Here is a 17,871-nt window from a genome sequence, read left to right on the forward strand (position 1 = left end):
AGCAGAAGAACGCTTCAGGCGGGACACCACAGGATCCTTATCGAAGCGGCATTCCGTAATAATCCGGTGCTCCGTCGAGGCGAACCTCGATCCGATCGAGCAGCAGTCCCGGGGAGGCGGCGAACAGTTCGACCGTGTGGCGACCGGCGGCAAGTTGTGCGAAGGAGAGCGACCGGACCGCCGTGTTGCTGAGCATGTTACGTTTCCATTCGTCGCTGCGTCCGAACGTTGCATAGTCGAGCGTCTGAGGCGCACCGCCATCGATGCGAACGTTCAGGCGCAGGTCGTCGGTGGCGGTCAGGGGATGGGTCGGCAACGATAGGATGCGGATCTCGGCAGCCCCCATGGTGCCGGTGTCGAAGCGATAGGTGAGCGGCGTCGCCGCCGTCTTCCCGGGCGAGAATGTCAGGCGGCTGCGCAGCGCGCCGACGAATCCCGGCACGCTTTCCCAATCGGGGCTGGTCGCACTGGCGGGCCGCAGCGTGATGATCTGGTTGATGACCGGCGGTGCGCCCTTTGCCGGTGTTGCAATGCGTATCGGCAGGGTCAGCGTCCTGCCGCCGCAGGTCAGCTTCACGGCATTCGAACCGCTGCCGTCATGGGTCAGCGCGATCCGGGTGCGATAGCCGTTGCCGGCGTGTAGCCGGCCACTCGTGGCCGACGCCGCGAAGCCCGGCGGCGGCGCGAGCGACCAATCGGCATCGGCTCCGCCCGAATAGAGCGTGAAGCCGCGCGTTACCGCCGCGCCCTCAACATAGGCCAGATCGCTGCCCTCGATCCCGCACGCATCCTGCCGCGGCAAGGCGACCTGCGGGAAGGTCGGGGCAAGGAAGACCGGCAGGGTACGCGGTGCCGCGTTCATCATCCCCCGCCATTTGCCGCCGTTCAGCGCGTTGTACGCCCCGGTATCGTCGACGATGCGTTGCTGTCCGGCGCGCGCCTGTTCGGACAATACGTTCATGTCGGCGCGCACGACGTTGCCGGCGCGATTGATCGCCTCTGACGTGCTGCCCGGAACGACCGGTGCCCGCAGCGCCTTGGCATGTTCCTGCGCGAGATCGAGTTTCAGGACGCGTTCGTTCAGGCTCGCCGCGCCGCGCACCGGATAGAGGACGAGCTGGAAGAACGCGTCGCGCCGGTCGGTGGGCAGCAGTGCGCCGATCGCTTCGGCCTCCGCCACCAGCGCCGCATAGCGATCGAGCCGCCGCTCGGCTTCGTCGCCGCCGGTGCGCAGATAGTCGCTGGTGCGGACCGGGGTGACCGGTTCGACCTGACCGAACCCCATGAATTCGGGGCGTCGTTCGAAGGCGAGGTCGTAATAAGTAAGCATCACCGCGGTGACCCGATCGGCGACGGCCGCGCCGAACTGCCGGGCGGACCAGTCGCGCAGATGGGTGCGCGGCGCGTGTGCAAAGATGCGATGGTCGAAGGCGAGATCGAGGAAATACTGGGTCAGATACTCGCCCGGCTTGATGTCGCCGACATTGACGACCCACAGCTTGCGGGCCTCTAACTGCCATGCGCGGTCCATCTGTTCGCGGATCAGCGCCGGGTGCGTCGTCGCCAGCCACAGATAGTCGTGCGGCCGGCCCCAGTAGGAGAGGTGGTAGTAGATCCCCGACCCGCCGCGGCGCACCTGTTCGGCCGGCGTCGGAAGCTGCGCGATATAGCTGTAATTGTCGTCGGGCCAGACGAGCGTCACATCGTCCGGGACCGGCAATCCGGCGGTATAGGTGTCGAGCACTTCCTTGTAGAGCGTCAGTGCCTGCGGAACCTGCGCGGCGGGCTTGCCCTGCGCCTTCGCCAGCAGGTCGCGTTGTACCGCAATGGCCTGCATCGTCGCGTCGCGCGCCTGTTCGGGGGTGTCCGCGCCTTCCATCGCCGAGTCATGCTTGCCGCGCAGGCCGATCGAATAGACGTGCTCACCATCCTTCACGGCCTCGACGCGTTCGCGCCAATACTCGACCATCGCCCGACGGTTGGTGAAGAAGTTGAAGGGGCCACGCGCCCGCTCATCCCATTCGCGGACATTGTTGCGCAGCATCGGTTCGGCATGCGACGTGCCGACGACGATGTCATGGGCGCGCGCTGCCGCCGCATTGCCCTGCATCTGGTAGAAAGGCGTGGTGCTGTCGTGCATCGCCGGCCAGATCAGATTGGCCTTCAGCCGCCACATCAGTTCGAAGATGCGGGCATAGGTCCTGGGGCCGATATCACCGGCTTCGGGCTCGTAGGTCCTGGCCGCCCACGGCTGTAGCCCCCAATCCTCGTCGTTCAGGAAGATGCCGCGATACTGGACCGATGGCGCTTCCGACAGCCGCCGCGCGCCATCGACCCGCAGCCGATCGACGCGACGCGGGGTCACGTCGGCCCACCACTCCCATGCCGATACGCCCAGTTCGCGCGTCAGGTCGATCACGCCCCAGACGCTTCCCCGGCGGTCCGATCCGGCGATCAGCAGATAGCGCCGCGACGGATCGCGCGTCGAGCGGACCAGAATCCGGCCATAACGCTCCCATGTCCCCCGGATCGCGGAGAAATCGACGCCGGTATCCGCCGCGACCGCGCGAACCAGTGCCGAATCCAGCGTACCGATCACCACGCATAGTCGGGCACAGCCGGACACGTCATCGACCACCACCGCCGCGCGACCGGTCAGTTGCTGAAGGTCGCGGGCGAGTAACCCGCCGGCAAGTTGGGCGGAAGACGAACCGTCATGGACGACCCCCGCCACCTCTCGCCCGTCGAACAGCACCGCGTCCTCGGCAGCGGCAGCCGCCGGCATCGCCAGCGCGGCAGCCGCACTCAGCCAGCGCCACATGCCGTTACCGCGGCCCATGGAAATCGGCCTCGACGATCGCCAGACGCCACCCGGCGGGTACCGCGTCGGCACCGGTGTCGCCCGCCTGCCGTGCGGTCGCGAGTTCGACGATCTTGCCGAACGCGTCGCGATCCTCGGTCGGCGCGACCTGCGTGATCCGCACCACCTGCCCGGTGGTGACGGGCAAGGGGATCGAGGCATAACCCAGCTGCCGCTCGCTTTCGCCGCGCCACACCTCGCGCCCGTCGATGCGGATGGTCAGCGGATAGGCGCGCGATCGCCATCCGACCAGCTTCAGTTCGACCTCGTTCAGCGTCACCGGCCGTGCGAAGCGATATTCGATCCACGCATTTGCCGGCGTCCCGTCGCTCACCCAGCGGGACAGTTCGTTGTCGTCGAAGGTTCTGGCCGCATCACTCTGGTCCGATCCGGCAGTGACGGTGATCGGTGTCTGCGTCGAGCGCGTGATCCTGATCGAATCCCCGGCCGGGGTCGGGCCGCGCGTCAACCGGCCGGGCTGTGCCGCCTCGGCAAAGTCGCGCGAAAGTCCCCCCGAAGCCCCGCTGGCGGCGACGGTCGGGATCGACAGCGTCACTGTCCGCAACCCCGGCGCGGTCGCCGTCAGCCGAACGGTGCCACGCGCCTTGCCAGCCCGCAACAGCACGCGGTTCACGCCGGCTTCGACCGGCAGCGCGCGCGACAGGATATGATTGTCCTCGCCACGCGCGGTGCCGGCGGTGGGGGTGGTGCCGGGCACGACCTCGCCCGGCACGGCCTGCGCGGGGCGCAATTTGCCCGAACTGTCGCCCTGCGCGATGGCGCCGCGCCATTCGGCCGGACCGGTCAGGGCAAAGGCGACCTTGTCGTTCGCGGTCGGTACGCGGCGGCCCTGCGCATCGACGACTTCGACATCGACCAGCGCGATGTCCGCACCGTCCATCACGAACCCGCGCGGTCCGGTCCGCGGGGTGAGCCGAAGCGCGACCGGCGCACCGACCGTCTCGACGACATGCTCCGACCGTTGTCCGTCGCTGCCGGTCGCGACCGCGCGCAGCGTGCCGGGTTGCCACGCCACCGCCGGCCAGGTGAACAGGAAGCCGCTCGACCGCGTGCCGTTGCCCAGCGACCGACCGTTCAGGAACAGCTCGACCGCGTCACCGTTCGACACCACGCTGACCGGCTTGGTCGTACCGGGTGCATAGTTCCAATGGCCGATGATGTGCGTCGCGGGCGTTTCCGGATCGACCCAGCCATTCCACATCACCTTGTGCGCGAAATAGCCTTGCTTGGGCAGGCGGACCGCGTCGACCTCGCCCGAACGGCGGTAGTTGTTGTCGCCGCGATAATGGGTGTTGCTGTCCGACCAGATGATGTTGACCCCGCCCGAACTGACCCTGCGCCCGGTGCCGGGCCGGATGCGGTAGTAATCATACCAGCGACGGACATCCTCGATCGCGTGGCTGTCCTGATTGCGATTATAGTCGGGTGCATCCCTGTGGAACGGCGCGGTATATTCGTCCTGATACAGCCGCGCCCCTTCGTCGCGGCTATATTCCATCGCCCACATCGGGTGTCTGGCGCTCTTGTTCAGATACAGCATCTCTCCGCCATATTCGGCGATCTTGCTGTCGAGCATTTCGCGCGATCCGATCGCCCGGCCGCCATGCGGGTCGTACCGATCGCGAATGGCCTTCATCTCAGCCATGTGCGGCTCGCTGATGCTCTCGTTGCCGCTTTCGTAGAACAGGATCGAGGGATTGTTGCGGTTGTAGACGATCGCGTCGCGCATCAATGCCGTGCGCTGCTCCCAGCGGCGACCCTCGACGTCATGCTCGGCATCGCCCGCCGGCATCGCTTGCGGCAGTCCGACGCGGTCGGCGCTTTCGATGTCCTGTTTCGACGGCGTGATGTGCATCCAACGGACCAGGTTGCCGCCGCTTTCCACCATCAGCGCGTTCGAAAAATCGCTGATCCAGGGCGGGATCGATACCCCGACCGCCGGCCATTCGTTCGACGTCCGCTGCGCATAGCCATGCACCTGCATCACCCGCCCGTTCAGCCGGACCATGCCGTCCCCGAACCGGGTCGAACGGAACCCGGTCAGCGTATCGACCGCGTCGATCACCTTGCCCGCCTCGGTCAGGCTGGTGGTGACGCGGTAGAGATAGCCATATCCCCAGCTCCAGAAGTTCAGGCCGGCGAGGCGCTTGGCCGCGGTCAGCGTCCGGGTATCGCCGGGTGCCAGCGTCGCACTGCCGCCATCGATCCGCGCGACGACGCGTCCGGCGATGTCGCGTATGTCGACCCGGTACCCGAGCGTGCGGGGGCGGCGGTCTTCGTTGCGGACCTGCGTCTCGGCATGGATCGTCGCACTGCGCGCCGCGATATCGAAGGCGTCGGCCCACACATATTGCCCGGTCGTGCCGAGCGCGGAATAGAGCGGCAATGTCTGATAGGTCCGGGGCGTCAGATGCAGCCGGACGTTCTTCGTGATGCCGCCATAGTTCACGTTGAAGTTGCGGTCGTTCCATTGGAAACCGCTGCCGGTCGCGCGTTCCTTGTACCGCCAGTTGCTGTCGACCCGCACGGCGATGACATTCTCACCGGCCTTGAGCGCGGCGGTAATGTCCGCGCCGAACGCCATCGCGCCATGTTCGGACAGGGCGACCGGGGTGCCGTTGATCCAGACTTCGGCAGCCTGTCGAACACCCTCGAATTCGAGAAACGCCTTGCCGGCCTTCGCGCCCCTGGGAAGGGTGATGCGCTTGCGGTACCAGTTGATCCCGGCCGACAGGTCCTTGATGTCACGGGCAAAGGCTTCACGTTCGTTGAACGCATGCGGTAGCGTTGCGGGGTTCCAGTCCCGGTCGTCGAACGTGGACGCCTGTGCGCCGGCCGGGTCGCCGGTGATCGTCCGCCAGTCCGCGTTCAGATTATACGTCGCACGGGACGATCGAACGACGCTGGAAGCATCGTGCGCCCAAGCGGGTGCTGCCAGTGTGGCAACCGCTGATGCGATAAGACCTGAACGCACCACTTACTCCCACATTATGGAATTTAAGTTCATAATGTGTGTAGTCGAAGTGTATATCAAGCGGGTTCAGCGGAATTGGTCAGGCAAATATCGATTGCTGGCGCGGGTGCCGGTTCTGCTCGCCCGCTGGCGAAGATCAATGCAGCCATTGTCGGAGCAAGCCACAAACCTTTCTGTCCGAACGAGGCGATCGACTTCATCGCAGCCAGATCAAGCTGGCGGCGAGACGGACGAAGCTGCAGTGTTGGATGGCCCGCCGGTCCTGGCGAGGGGCACGTCACCGACCTATTCCCGACCATCCGGTCGATCCGGCTGGCATGCCGAAACCGGTCTTTCCATCAACCCGAAGCCGCCCGTTTCTTCATGACGTCGGGTGCTGCCGGTCGTGCGGGGCGGTAACATCCTTGACCGTTTTGCGCGGGGCATTTGGCGGAAGAGGTGGGATTCGAACCCACGGACGGGTTGCCCCGTCGCTGGTTTTCAAGACCAGTTCCTTAAACCACTCGGACACTCTTCCCCGTACCCGCTGCGCCTAATGCGGGTCGGCGTCGTTGTGCAAGCCTTTGTCGCAGGAGGGGGTTCATCCGCCTGACGCGCTGTGCCACAAGATGGCCGTAGCGGGAGGCTGTGTGATGCGTATTGCAAAGGCGGGGTTGGCGGCCCTTCTGACCCTGATGGCCGGCGGGTCGGCGGCGGCGCAGGATGCCGACGGGTTTCAATGCTATCTGGGCGAGGTCGCGGTGCGCGCGCGGGCGCAGGGGGTGCAGCAGCAGACGATCGATTCCGTCCTGCCGACGCTGACCTATAATCCGCGCGTCGTCGAACTTGACCGGCAACAGCCCGGATCGTCGACGACGACCACCGTGTCGCGCTTTGCCCCCTATCGCATCCGCCATGTCGATGCGGCGCGGATCGATCGCGGCCGCACCGCCTATCAGGCGCAGCGCGGGCGGCTGGCGGCGATCGAGCAGCAGACCGGCGTGCCGGAATCGGTCATGGTCGCGATCTGGGGCCATGAGACCAATTACGGCAGCTATACCGGCGACTTCGACCTGCCGCGCAGCCTTGCCACCCTGGCCTATGAAGGGCGTCGCCGCAGCCTTTTCGAACCCGAATTCATCGCGACGCTGAAGATGATCGATCGCGGCGTTCCCCGCGAACGGTTGAAGGGCAGTTGGGCCGGCGCGTTCGGCTATCCGCAGTTCCTGCCGTCGATCTATCTGCGGTTGGCGCGCGACGGCGATGGCGATGGCGTCGCCAATATCTGGTCGAACCCCGCCGATACGCTCGCCTCGATCGCCAATTATTTCGTCGATGCCGGCTGGCGCCCCGGCCAGCCATGGGGATTTGCGGTGCAGGTCCCGCCCGGCTTCGACCGATCGATCCTCACCCCGCGCACGCTGTCGCCCCGCTGCCCGCGTGTCTTCGCCCGGCACAGCCAGTGGCGCTCGCTCGCCGAGTGGCAGGCGCTGGGCGTCGTCGCCAGCGACGGCCGCCGCCTCGACCCGACGATGCAGGCGACGTTGATCGAGCCGGACGGCCCGGGCGAGACTGCCTATCTGCTGACCGGCAATTACCGGGTGATTCTCGACTATAACTGCTCGAATTTCTACGCGCTGTCGGTCGGGCTGCTGGCGGACGCGGTCGCGCAATGAGCCTCGCCGTGCTGCTGCTGATCGCTGGCGGGCAGGTAGCGGCACCGGACGCGCCGCCGGTCGTCCACGAACAGCGCCTCGACGAGGTCGGCCGCGCCGGTCTCTCGAACCGGACGGGGCAGGCCATGACCGTGCAGCACCGCACGCTTCCCGGCGGCAGCTATGCCGAAGTCACCGCGCTCGACAGCGGCCGGACGATCATCGTACTGGTCGAACACGACCCGTCGCTGTCACCCGACACGATCGCGCTGCTGTCGCCTTCCGCAGCGACAGCAATCGGCTTGGGCGACCGGACGGACCTGCAGATCCGCATCCGTCCCGCCGCGCCATCGCCCGCCGAACAGGCCGCGATCCGCGCCGGCAGCGAAGTGCCGCGCCTCGCCGCGCCGCCGTCATTGCTCGCGGCGCTGCGTCGGCGGCTGCCGTCGGCCCAGCCAGTGGCGCTTCAGCCGGTTGCGGTCCCGCGTCCGGTCTTGCCCAAAGTCGCCGCACCACAGGCCGCTGCCCCGAAACCAGCGCCCCGCCCGAACCAGCCCGTCACCGCCATAGCCCAACCCGCCGCCGCCGGCCGCTGGCTGGTACAGGTCGCGGCGCTGTCGGACCCCACCCGCGCCGCCACCCTCGCAAAAACCATCGACGGCGTTGTACGTTCGGCGGGCAGGCTGTACCGGGTACAGGCAGGCCCATTTACCACCCGAGCCGCCGCCGAAACCGCCCGTGCCGCCATCGCGCGTCGTGGCTTCGCCGACGCCCGGATCATCGCCCAGGACTGAACGGAACCAAGTGCCCCATGCGTAAGATCGCCCTTTCGAGCATCGCCGCCATCGCCATCGCCACCCCCGGCATCGCCGCCGCGCCCGCGTTCGATACGCCGGCACCGGTCGCGTTCATGACCGACCTGTCGTCGGGTGCGACGCTCTTTGCCAAGGACGCCGATCGCCGGATGCCGCCGGCATCGATGGCGAAGATGATGACCGCCTATGTCGCGTTCGACCTGATCAAGAAGGGCGATCTGAAGCTTAGCGACACGGCGACCGTGTCGCCCGAAACGTGGAAGAAATGGCACGGGCCGCAGGCGGGCTCGACCATGTTCCTGTCGGTGAACGAGAATGTCAGCGTCGAAAACCTGCTCTACGGGATCATCGTCCTGTCGGGGAACGATGCCTGCGTCGTGCTCGCCGAAAAGATCGCCGGTTCGGAAGAGGCGTTCACCAATCTGATGAACCAGCGGGCCAAGGAACTGGGCCTGACCAACAGCCATTTCGGCACGTCGAACGGCTGGCCCGATGAAGGTCGCACCTATGTCACGGCGCGTGATCTGGCAAAGCTTGCCTCGGCGACGATCCAGAACCATCCGCAACTCTACAAGAAATTCTACTCGAAGACCGATTTCACCTGGGGCAAGACGCTGGGCGAGGGGGCCGCGATCACGCAGGCGAACCGCGACCCGTTGCTGGGCCGGGTGCGCGGTGCCGATGGTCTGAAGACCGGCCATACCGAGGAAGCCGGCTATGGCTTCACCGGGTCGGCCGAACAGGACGGCCGGCGACTGGTGATGGTGCTGGCCGGTCTGACCAGCGCGAACCAGCGTATCGCCGAATCGGTCAAATTCATGAACTGGGGCTTCGGCGCATGGCGCGCACGCCCGATCGTCGCGGCGGGCAAGAAGGTCGAGACGGCCGAGGTCCAGCTGGGCGATTCCTCGACCGTCGGTCTCGTCGCACCGAAGGCGCTGTCCGTCACGATGCCCGCCGGCACCAACAGCCCGATCACGGCAAAGGTCGTCTATACCGGCCCGATCAAGGCACCGATCGCCAAGGGGCAGCATATCGCCGACCTCCTGATCTCGTCCCCCGACACCGGGGAACAGCGTATGCCGCTGGTCGCCGACAAGGATGTGGCCGAGGCCGGCTTCTTCGGTCGGATCTGGGCAAGCCTGACCTCGCTGTTCGCTTGAGCGCCGGGCGGTTCCTGACGCTGGAGGGCGGGGAAGGGGTCGGTAAATCGACCCAGGCCCGCGCGCTGGTTGCCGCGCTGGAGGCGCGCGGCATCCATGCGGTGCTGACCCGCGAGCCGGGCGGCAGCGAAGGGGCCGAGGCGATCCGCGACCTGCTGATGCAGGGCGAAGTGCGCCGCTGGAGCGCGCATAGCGAGGCATTGCTGTTCGCCGCCGCGCGCGCGGATCATGTCGAAAAGCACATCAACCCGCTGGTCGCGGCGGGCAGCTGGGTGATTTGCGACCGGTTCATCGACAGCACCCGCGCCTATCAGGGGGCGCAGGGGATCGACGATGCCGCGATCCTCGCGCTCCACGCCTTCGGATCGCGCGGGCTGCTGCCCGACCGCACGCTGCTGCTGACGCTCCCGGATGGCGAAGGCGACAGCCGTGCCCGCGCGCGCGATGGGGAGGCGGCGGACCGGTTCGCGGCTCGCGGTGACGATTTCCATCGCTCGGTCGCGGCAACGTTCGATCGGATCGCCGCGACCGAAAGCGACCGGGTGCGCCGCATCGATGCCTCGGGCGAGGTATCGGCGGTGACCGCGCGTCTGATCGAAGCGATCGCCGACCTGTTGCCATGACGCCGATCGGCAATGACGCCGCGCGGCAGGCGTTCATCGCCGCTGCCGAAGGGGAATCGCTGCACCATGCGTGGCTGCTGAGCGGACCCGAGGGGGTCGGCAAGGGCAGCTTTGCCCGCGACATGGCGCTGCGCCTGCTCGCGACCGCGATCGACGGGCGCAGCCGGATGCGCGGCGACATCGCCGACGACCACCGCGCCGCCGCACTGATCGCCGCCGGCGCGCATCCCGACTATCGCGAACTGGTCCGGTTGCCGAAGGACCCCGACAAGCCCGATCAGGATATCGCGCGCGGTATCAAGATCGATCAGGTCCGTACGTTGCAACCGCTGTTCGCGACCAAACCTGCGCTGTCGTCGCGCCGCGTGATCGTGATCGATGCGATCGACGATCTCGAACGGCCGGGTGCCAACGCTCTGCTCAAGAACCTCGAAGAACCGCCGGTCGGCACGATCTTCCTGCTGGTCAGCCATTCGCCGGGACGGTTGCTGCCGACGATCAGGTCGCGTTGCCGGCAATTGCGCTTCGATCCCCTGACCGACGCAGAGGTCGCGACGGTGGTCCGCGCGGAATTGCCCGAAACCGAAGCGGCGGAGGTCTCCGCGCTCGTCGCCGCGGCGGACGGATCGCCCGGCCGCGCGCTGGCCTATGCCGGCCTCTCGGTCGCGGCGCTCGACCGCGACCTGTCGGAGATTGCCGAGACCGGCGACCTCGATAACCGCATCCGCTCGCGCCTTGCCAAATCGCTCGCCGGCAAGACCGCCCAGCCACGCTATGCGGTGTTTCTGGACCGGGCCCCGGCCCTGATCGCCGCGACCGCGCGGACGCGGAACGGACCAGCCTTGCGCGACGCGCTCGACGCCTATGACAAGGCGCGGGCGCTGGCATCGATGGCTCCGGCGCTGTCACTGGTGGCGGAGACGACGGTTTTCGAAATGGCGGGGCTGATCGCGCGCCTGGCACCGGCCGTTACACGGTAGCCAAGGTTCAACAGTGCCGAAGGTCACCCCGGACTTGATCGAGACCCCTGCGAAAGCCGCGAGCTTTGCCTAAAACTCGCCGTACCCCCGCGCAGGCGGGGGTCCAGAGCCAAGCAAAACAACGGCTTGCGCCTGGAACCCTGGACCCCCGCCTGCGCGGGGGTACGGCAAGGGGGGCGGGATCACTACTTCCGCAGAGATCTTAATCAATCCGGGCCCCGCTGCTCTCGCGCGTCGCTCGCAATCCCCGACCTTGTTCTGACCCGCTTTGAACCGTAGAGCCTCGGACCATGTCCGATCCTTTCTACATCACCACCGCGATCCATTACCCGAACGGCCGGCCGCATATCGGCCACGCCTATGAAATGATCGCCGCCGACGCCATTGCCCGCTTTCATCGGCAGGCCGGACGCGACGTGTTCTTTCAGACCGGCACCGACGAACACGGCCTGAAAATGGTCAAGACTGCGCGCGAGCGCGGCGTGGAGGTCCGCGCGCTTGCCGATGAAATGTCGGGCTATTTTCATGACATGGCGGGCGAACTGAACATCTCCTGCGATCGGTTCATTCGCACCGTCGAACCGCAGCATTATGCCGCGTCGCAGGCGATCTGGACCGCGATGCGCGATGCCGACGACCTGTATCTCGACCGCTATGAAGGCTGGTATTCGGTCCGCGACGAAGCCTTTTACGAGGAAAAGGAACTGGTCGACGGGGAGGGGGGCGTCCGCCTTTCGCCGCAGGGCACGCCGGTTGAATGGACCGCCGAGGAGACGTGGTTCTTCCGTCTGTCGAAATATCAGCAGCCGCTGCTCGACTTCTACGCCGCCAATCCAGACTTCATCCAGCCCGAAAGCCGCCGCAACGAAGTGCTGCGCTTCGTCGAGGGTGGGCTGACCGACCTGTCGGTGTCGCGCACCAGCTTCGACTGGGGGGTGCCGGTGCCCGACAGTCCCGGCCACGTCATGTATGTCTGGGTCGACGCGCTGACCAATTATCTGACCGGCGCGGGCTATCCCGACGCGCCCAACCGCTACTGGCCGGCCGCACTGCATCTGATCGGCAAGGACATTGTCCGCTTCCACGCGGTCTATTGGCCCGCCTTCCTGATGTCGGCGAAACTGGCGCTGCCGAAAACGGTGTTCGGGCACGGCCATGTGCTGGCCCGCGACGGGACCAAGATGTCGAAATCGGCTGGAAATGTCGCCGATCCGATGGAGCTTGCCCGGCTCTACGGCGTCGACTCGCTGCGCTACTTTCTGATGCGCGATGTCAGCTTCGGTCAGGATGGCAGCTTTTCCGACGAAGCGATCGTGACCCGCGCGAACAGCGACCTCGCCAACAGCTTCGGCAACCTCGCCCAGCGAACCCTTTCGTTTATCGCGAAAAATCTGGAAGGCGCGCTGCCCGAACCGGGCCGCAGCGACCCCGCCGACGCCGATCTGCTCGCCACGATCGCCGAAGCAACCACCACCTTCCGTGGCAACTTCACCAACTTACAACTCAGCCAGGCACTCGAAGCATGGATGCGCGGCGTCTTCGCCTGCAACCAGTATATCGACGTGCAGGCCCCCTGGGCGCTCCGCAAAACCGATCCCGAACGCATGCATGCCGTGCTCGGCACGCTGGTCCGTGCGATCCGCGATCTTGCCGTCACGATCGTGCCGGTCGTGCCGGCCTCGGCCGAAGCACTGCTCAACCAACTGCGACAGGCGGGGCAGGGGCATGACGCGCTGGGCGACGACCGTTGGTACGAAGAAGCACGCGCCGCGGGCTTCCGGATCGCTCCACCGACCCCCATCTTTCCACGACTGACCATTGCGGAGCCGGAGCCGGCATGAAACTGGCCGACAGCCATTGCCATCTGAACTACAAGGGCGTCGCCGAGGTGCAGGCCGACGTCCTGGATCGCGCCCGCGGCACCGGCGTCGTGGCGATGCTGAACATTTCGACCCGCGAAAGCGAATGGGACGCGGTCATCGCCACCGCCGAACGCGAAGCTGACGTCTGGGCAACGGTCGGCATCCATCCGCACGAAGCCGACCAGCACCCGCATGTCGACACGGCGCGACTGGTGGCGGCCGCCATGCATCCGCGGGTCGTCGGCATCGGCGAAAGCGGACTCGATTATTATTACGACCATAGCGATCGCGGTGCGCAGCAGGTCAGTTTTCGGTCGCACCTCGCCGCATGTCGCGAAACCGGCTTGCCGATCGTGGTGCATACCCGCGACGCCGAAGACGATACCGCAACGATCCTGCGCGACGAGTTGGGGAAGGGGCCCTTTCCCGGCGTTCTGCATTGCTTCACCGGCTCAGCGGAACTGGCGCGGATCGCGCTCGATCTCGGTTTCTACATCTCGATTTCCGGCATCGTGACGTTCAAAAGCGCACAGACGTTGCAAGCAGTCGCCAAAGACCTGCCGCAAGATCGGCTGCTCATCGAAACAGATGCACCGTTTCTGGCACCCGTGCCGCATCGTGGCAAACAGGGCGAGCCCGCTTTCGTCGCCGACACTTGCCGCTTCCTCGCGCAGTTGCGCGGCGAGGATCCGGATGCATTGGCCGACACGACGCGAGTGAATTTCCACACGCTGTTCGCGAAGACGCTCGCGTGAAAATCCGCATCCTTGGCTCCGGTACGTCGTCGGGCGTGCCGCGGATCGGTAACGACTGGGGCGTTTGCGACCCAAACGAGCCGCGCAATCGCCGTACCCGCGTGTCTGCGCTCGTCGAGCATGACGGTACGCGCATTCTGATCGACACCGGCCCGGATATGCGCGAGCAACTGCTGGCAGCCGACATCTCGACTGTCGACGCGGTGCTATGGACTCACGATCACGCCGACCATTGTCACGGCATCGACGATCTGCGGCAATTGTTCCACAATCAGGGATCGACGGTTCGTGGCTTTGCCCGATCGGATACGCTGGCCAGCCTGAAGTCGCGGTTCGATTATGTCTTTGCCGGGCGACAGGGTTACCGCGCAACCGTCGCGGCCGATGTCCTGCCGGACCGAATGGCCATCGGTCCGATCGATGTAAGCTGTACCGATCAGCCGCACGGTTCGATTATTTCCGCTGGCTTGCGGTTCGACGCCAATGGTAAATCGATCGGCTATGCGACTGATTTCAGCATGGTAACGCCGGCGATGACTGAACTCTATCACGGCGTCGACATTCTCGTGGTGGATGCGCTGCGGGTTGCGCCGCACCCGACGCATCCGTCCCTCGACGAAGCTCTGGCTTTCGCGAAGACATGCCAGGCTGGGCGCACCGTGTTGATCCATATGGACCATTCGATGGATTATGCCACGTTATGCGCGACACTTCCGCAAGGGGTCGAACCGGGATTTGACGGGTTGGAATTGACGCTGTGAGCGATGATCGCGGCATCTATATCCTGTTGGGACTGCTCGCGCTTACGCTGCCATTGTCGTCGCTGCTGTTGCGGCGTCCGCCGGCCCGAGCGGTAATACGCGCTGTCGTCGGCTGGGCGATCATCGCCGGTGTTTTGTTCTTGGGCTTCAGCAACCGCGCGCGTCTGACGGAAGTCGCAACGGGTCTCGGCGAAAGGCTCGGTCTGGCCGAGCAGATGGTCGAGGGCGATACCGTCCGCATTCGTCAGTCGCCCGACGGGCATTTTTACGCAACGGCGAGGTTGAACGGTATTGAGCGGCGGATGCTGATCGACAGCGGGGCGACGACGACGGCGATTTCCGAAGCAACGGCCAGGGCGATCGGCGTCACGCCGCGACGGGTGCCGCCAGTGGTGATCACGACCGCAAACGGAATGGTCGAGGCGGCGCGCGGCCGGATCGAGACCGTGCGGATCGGATCACTGGAAACCCGCGACCTGCCGATCGTGGTGTCGCCGGCGTTCGGCGATTTCGACGTCATCGGCATGAACTTCCTATCAAGGTTGCGAAGTTGGCGCGTTGAAGGGGGTACGTTGGTCCTAGATACCGGAAACACCGCCTGATTTTACATAATGTTTATTATCGGATTTGCGTTGGAGTGCTGATGGAGGTGGATATGCGACCCCCTGAACTGGAACATGGTACCGGCGTCACCACTCCCGCCAACTGCAACCCGTCCGCTCCGCCGGCAATTGCGGAACAGGATACCGTCGGTCGGATCGTGGCGATCATGGCACGGCTCCGCGATCCGGAACATGGCTGTGAATGGGATTGCGCACAGACGTTTGCGACGATCGCGTCCTATACCATCGAGGAAGCCTATGAGGTCGCCGACGCGATCGAACGTGGCGATATCGGCGATCTGAAAGACGAACTGGGCGACTTGCTGCTGCAAGTCGTGTTCCACAGCCGCATTGCCGAGGAAGCGGGTCATTTCGACTTGCGCGACGTTGTCGACGCCATCAGCGACAAGATGGAACGTCGTCATCCGCATATCTTTGGTGACGCCGAAGTTGGCGGTCATCACCTGTGGGAACAGGTCAAGGCCACCGAACGACGCCAGAAGCCGGGGCAAGATGGCGCGCTGGCGGGCGTCGCATTGGGTCTGCCCGCACTGGCCCGGGCGGAAGAACTGCAGAAACGTGCGGGCCGCGTCGGCTTCGATTGGCCCGACGCCACCGGGCCGCGCAACAAGATCGACGAAGAGCTTGTCGAGATCGCGCAAGCGACGACCGACGCCGAGCGGTTCGACGAAGTCGGCGACCTGTTATTCTCGGTCGTCAACTGGGCGCGGCATCTGGGGGTCGATGCCGAAGCCGCGTTACGCTCGGCGAACGGCAAATTCGAGCGCCGCTTCAGTGCCATGGAGGCTGAAGATGCCACCTTCGCCGACCGGACGCTGATCGAACAGGAAGCAGCGTGGCGGCGGGCAAAGGCGGCCGAGTAACGCTAACGCCAGGTTAACGATACTCGGCTGCAATCAACGCGTCAGGAACCGATCGTAATCGGCCGGCGACATACGGACATCGTACAAGGCGCGCCCTTCGTCGATCCAGTGATCGGTAACCTCGCCATGCGCATGCAGCCACGCAGCACTTGCGCCGTCCTCCGGTGCCAGTGCGATCCGATAGCGGCGATGCCCCTGCGTCAACCGATCCCCGACGGTCCGAACGAGACGTTCGACCCCCTCCCCGGTCAGCGCCGACAGCGCGACGACGTCGTCGCGATGCGCCGCTTCGCCGAGCAGTTCGGTTCGATCTTCCTCGCTCAACAGGTCGAGCTTGTTCCATGCTTCGATTCGTGGAGTCGTTTCATCCACACCGATTTCGGCGAGGACGGCTTCGACGTCGGCGGCCTGTGCTTCGGTATCGGGATGCGCAACATCGCGCACGTGAACCAGCAGGTCGGCCGACACGACCTCTTCCAGGGTCGCCTTGAACGCGGCGACCAATTGCGTCGGCAGGTCGGACACGAACCCCACGGTATCGGACAGGATCGCCTTGTCGACACCCGGCAGCGACACTTGTCGCAGGGTCGGGTCCAGCGTCGCGAACAGCAGGTTTTCGGCCATGACGTCGGCACCGGTCAGCCGGTTGAACAGCGTCGATTTGCCCGCATTGGTATAGCCGACCAAGGCAACCACCGGCCACGGCGCGCGCTGACGCCGGTCGCGATGGAGTGTCCGGGTCCGCGATACGCCCTCCAGCTCACGCCGCAGCCGCGCCATCCGATCGCGGATCAGGCGTCGGTCGGCCTCGATCTGGGTTTCCCCCGGCCCGCCGAGAAACCCGAAACCGCCGCGCTGCCGTTCGAGGTGGGTCCAGCTCCGGACCAGTCGACCGGCCTGATAATCGAGATGGGCCAGTTCGACCTGCAACCGCCCCTCGGCGGTGCGGGCGCGTTCGCCGAAGATTTCGAGGATCAGCCCGGTGCGATCGATCACCTTGCAGGCCAGCGCGGTTTCGAGATTGCGCTGCTGCACCGGCGTCAGCGCGGCATCGAACACCGCCAACTGGATGTCGTCGTCGCGGACGATGGCCGCCAGTTGATCGACCTGCCCGCTGCCGAGCAACGTCGCCGGCTTCGGCGCACGGACGCGGAAAGGTACGCGGTGGCGGACGTCCACGCCGATCGCCAACGCCAGCCCGGCGGTTTCCTCCAACCGGGCATCCGCGTCGCGCGCCGACCCGCCCATATCGGGCAGGACGACCATTGCCGCTGCGCCGCGCGTGAATTCCTGCGCGTCGCGATCGAAACCAGTGCTCAAACTTCGTCCGCTCCCGATGCCTGTTCCTCCGCAAGGTTCAGCGGATTGGCCGGCTGAATCGTCGAAACGGCGTGCTTGTATACCAGTTGCGACATGCCCTCACGCTGCAGCAGCATGCAGAACAGGTCGAACGCTGCGATCTGTCCCTGCAGCATCACGCCGTTCACGAGGAACATGGTGACGTTTTCCTGCGCCTTGCGCACAGCGTTCAGGAAGATTTCCTGTAGCGGCGCATTCTTCGTCGAATGCTCCGCCGCCGCCTCGATCACCGACGACAGGTCGGCCGGCCCGGCGGGCATGATCGTCGAAATGGCATGTTTGTAGATCAGTTGCGATTGTCCGTCGCGACGCAACAACACCGAAAAATTGTCGAACCACGTCACGATACCCTGAAGCTTCACGCCCTTGACCAGGAACATCGTGACCGGTGTCTTCGACCGGCGGAGTGAGTTGAGAAACAGGTCCTGAAGCGACCCGTGCCTATCGGCCATGGTTTGCCCTTGTTTTTGGCGGAGAATTTTCCGCGTGAGTGTCTTTGACCGGCACCCGGTTGCCGTGCCCCAGCGGCACGAATATATAATCTAGGTCGCTTGGCCGATGCCCGCAATGGGACCTTC

15 protein-coding genes and 1 tRNA gene are annotated in these 17,871 nt (G+C 65.5%); 10 read left to right on the forward strand and 6 right to left on the reverse strand.

Going from position 1 to position 17,871, the window contains the following annotated elements:
- Positions 1-37 precede the first annotated feature (37 nt).
- From ASE70_RS04255 to ASE70_RS04265, 4 genes are all read right to left on the reverse strand, one after another.
- Entirely contained in the window at positions 38-2,839 is a 2,802-nt protein-coding gene (locus ASE70_RS04255) for a glycosyl hydrolase 115 family protein (RefSeq protein ID WP_235519585.1), read from the reverse strand.
- Positions 2,826-5,855, reverse strand: a complete 3,030-nt coding sequence (locus ASE70_RS04260) for a glycoside hydrolase family 2 protein (protein ID WP_235519588.1) — start codon at positions 5,853-5,855, stop codon at positions 2,826-2,828. Before ASE70_RS04260 ends, ASE70_RS04255 begins: the two co-directional genes overlap by 14 nt.
- Before the next feature lie 56 nt (positions 5,856-5,911).
- Positions 5,912-6,055 (reverse strand): hypothetical protein, encoded by a 144-nt coding sequence (locus ASE70_RS19480; protein ID WP_156347426.1) that lies wholly within the window; start codon positions 6,053-6,055, stop codon positions 5,912-5,914.
- A gap of 227 nt (positions 6,056-6,282) precedes the next feature.
- A tRNA-Ser gene (locus ASE70_RS04265) sits at positions 6,283-6,372 on the reverse strand.
- Positions 6,373-6,487: 115 nt separating this feature from the next.
- On the opposite strand from ASE70_RS04265, the gene ASE70_RS04270 reads away from it, so the two are divergent.
- From ASE70_RS04270 to mazG, 10 genes are all read left to right on the forward strand, one after another.
- A complete protein-coding gene (locus tag ASE70_RS04270; protein ID WP_056501754.1) occupies positions 6,488-7,510 on the forward strand; it encodes a lytic murein transglycosylase in 1,023 nt (340 codons plus the stop codon).
- The gene (locus ASE70_RS04275) at positions 7,507-8,283 is read left to right on the forward strand and encodes an SPOR domain-containing protein (protein ID WP_056501758.1); all 777 of its coding nucleotides are present in this window, start codon (positions 7,507-7,509) and stop codon (positions 8,281-8,283) included. The genes ASE70_RS04270 and ASE70_RS04275 overlap by 4 nt, the downstream gene beginning before the upstream one ends.
- A 17-nt stretch (positions 8,284-8,300) precedes the next feature.
- The gene (locus ASE70_RS04280) at positions 8,301-9,467 is read left to right on the forward strand and encodes a D-alanyl-D-alanine carboxypeptidase family protein (protein WP_056501761.1); all 1,167 of its coding nucleotides are present in this window, start codon (positions 8,301-8,303) and stop codon (positions 9,465-9,467) included.
- Positions 9,464-10,090, forward strand: coding sequence for a dTMP kinase (tmk, locus tag ASE70_RS04285; protein ID WP_056501765.1), 627 nt, complete (start codon positions 9,464-9,466; stop codon positions 10,088-10,090). The genes ASE70_RS04280 and tmk overlap by 4 nt, the downstream gene beginning before the upstream one ends.
- Positions 10,087-11,070 carry an AAA family ATPase gene (locus ASE70_RS04290; RefSeq protein ID WP_056501769.1) on the forward strand — a complete coding sequence of 328 codons (984 nt, stop codon included), beginning with the start codon at positions 10,087-10,089 and terminating at the stop codon, positions 11,068-11,070. Before tmk ends, ASE70_RS04290 begins: the two co-directional genes overlap by 4 nt.
- A 290-nt stretch (positions 11,071-11,360) precedes the next feature.
- Positions 11,361-12,911 (forward strand): methionine--tRNA ligase, encoded by a 1,551-nt coding sequence (metG, locus tag ASE70_RS04295; RefSeq protein WP_056400304.1) that lies wholly within the window; start codon positions 11,361-11,363, stop codon positions 12,909-12,911.
- Positions 12,908-13,687, forward strand: a complete 780-nt coding sequence (locus tag ASE70_RS04300; protein WP_056501772.1) for a TatD family hydrolase — start codon at positions 12,908-12,910, stop codon at positions 13,685-13,687. The genes metG and ASE70_RS04300 overlap by 4 nt, the downstream gene beginning before the upstream one ends.
- Positions 13,684-14,448 (forward strand): MBL fold metallo-hydrolase, encoded by a 765-nt coding sequence (locus ASE70_RS04305; RefSeq protein ID WP_056501776.1) that lies wholly within the window; start codon positions 13,684-13,686, stop codon positions 14,446-14,448. The genes ASE70_RS04300 and ASE70_RS04305 overlap by 4 nt, the downstream gene beginning before the upstream one ends.
- Positions 14,445-15,050, forward strand: a complete 606-nt coding sequence (locus ASE70_RS20305) for a retropepsin-like aspartic protease family protein (protein ID WP_056501777.1) — start codon at positions 14,445-14,447, stop codon at positions 15,048-15,050. The genes ASE70_RS04305 and ASE70_RS20305 overlap by 4 nt, the downstream gene beginning before the upstream one ends.
- 53 nt (positions 15,051-15,103) lie before the next feature.
- Positions 15,104-15,934 carry a nucleoside triphosphate pyrophosphohydrolase gene (mazG, locus tag ASE70_RS04315; protein ID WP_082450663.1) on the forward strand — a complete coding sequence of 277 codons (831 nt, stop codon included), beginning with the start codon at positions 15,104-15,106 and terminating at the stop codon, positions 15,932-15,934.
- Between the two features lie 33 nt (positions 15,935-15,967).
- Here the strand turns inward: mazG and hflX are convergent, their stop codons facing one another.
- Together hflX and hfq are read right to left on the reverse strand one after the other, a co-directional pair.
- Positions 15,968-17,254 (reverse strand): GTPase HflX, encoded by a 1,287-nt coding sequence (gene hflX, locus ASE70_RS04320; RefSeq protein ID WP_056501780.1) that lies wholly within the window; start codon positions 17,252-17,254, stop codon positions 15,968-15,970.
- Positions 17,251-17,772: an RNA chaperone Hfq gene (gene hfq / locus ASE70_RS04325; protein WP_268795538.1), complete on the reverse strand. Its 522-nt coding sequence runs from the start codon at positions 17,770-17,772 to the stop codon at positions 17,251-17,253. Before hfq ends, hflX begins: the two co-directional genes overlap by 4 nt.
- Between the last annotated feature and the right edge of the window lie 99 nt (positions 17,773-17,871).

The sequence above is a fragment of the Sphingomonas sp. Leaf22 genome (assembly GCF_001421715.1).
Classification (GTDB): domain Bacteria; phylum Pseudomonadota; class Alphaproteobacteria; order Sphingomonadales; family Sphingomonadaceae; genus Sphingomonas.

Bases quoted from the DNA above. Each gene is read 5' to 3' on its own strand.
- ASE70_RS04270 (WP_056501754.1), top strand. From the start codon at position 6,488: ATGCGTATTGCAAAGGCGGGGTTGGCGGCCCTTCTGACCCTGATGGCC.
- ASE70_RS04255 (WP_235519585.1), bottom strand. From the start codon at position 2,839: ATGGGCCGCGGTAACGGCATGTGGCGCTGGCTGAGTGCGGCTGCCGCG.
- ASE70_RS04300 (WP_056501772.1), top strand. From the start codon at position 12,908: ATGAAACTGGCCGACAGCCATTGCCATCTGAACTACAAGGGCGTCGCC.
- mazG (WP_082450663.1), top strand. From the start codon at position 15,104: ATGCGACCCCCTGAACTGGAACATGGTACCGGCGTCACCACTCCCGCC.
- ASE70_RS19480 (WP_156347426.1), bottom strand. From the start codon at position 6,055: ATGAAGTCGATCGCCTCGTTCGGACAGAAAGGTTTGTGGCTTGCTCCG.
- metG (WP_056400304.1), top strand. From the start codon at position 11,361: ATGTCCGATCCTTTCTACATCACCACCGCGATCCATTACCCGAACGGC.
- ASE70_RS04275 (WP_056501758.1), top strand. From the start codon at position 7,507: ATGAGCCTCGCCGTGCTGCTGCTGATCGCTGGCGGGCAGGTAGCGGCA.
- ASE70_RS04290 (WP_056501769.1), top strand. From the start codon at position 10,087: ATGACGCCGATCGGCAATGACGCCGCGCGGCAGGCGTTCATCGCCGCT.
- ASE70_RS04280 (WP_056501761.1), top strand. From the start codon at position 8,301: ATGCGTAAGATCGCCCTTTCGAGCATCGCCGCCATCGCCATCGCCACC.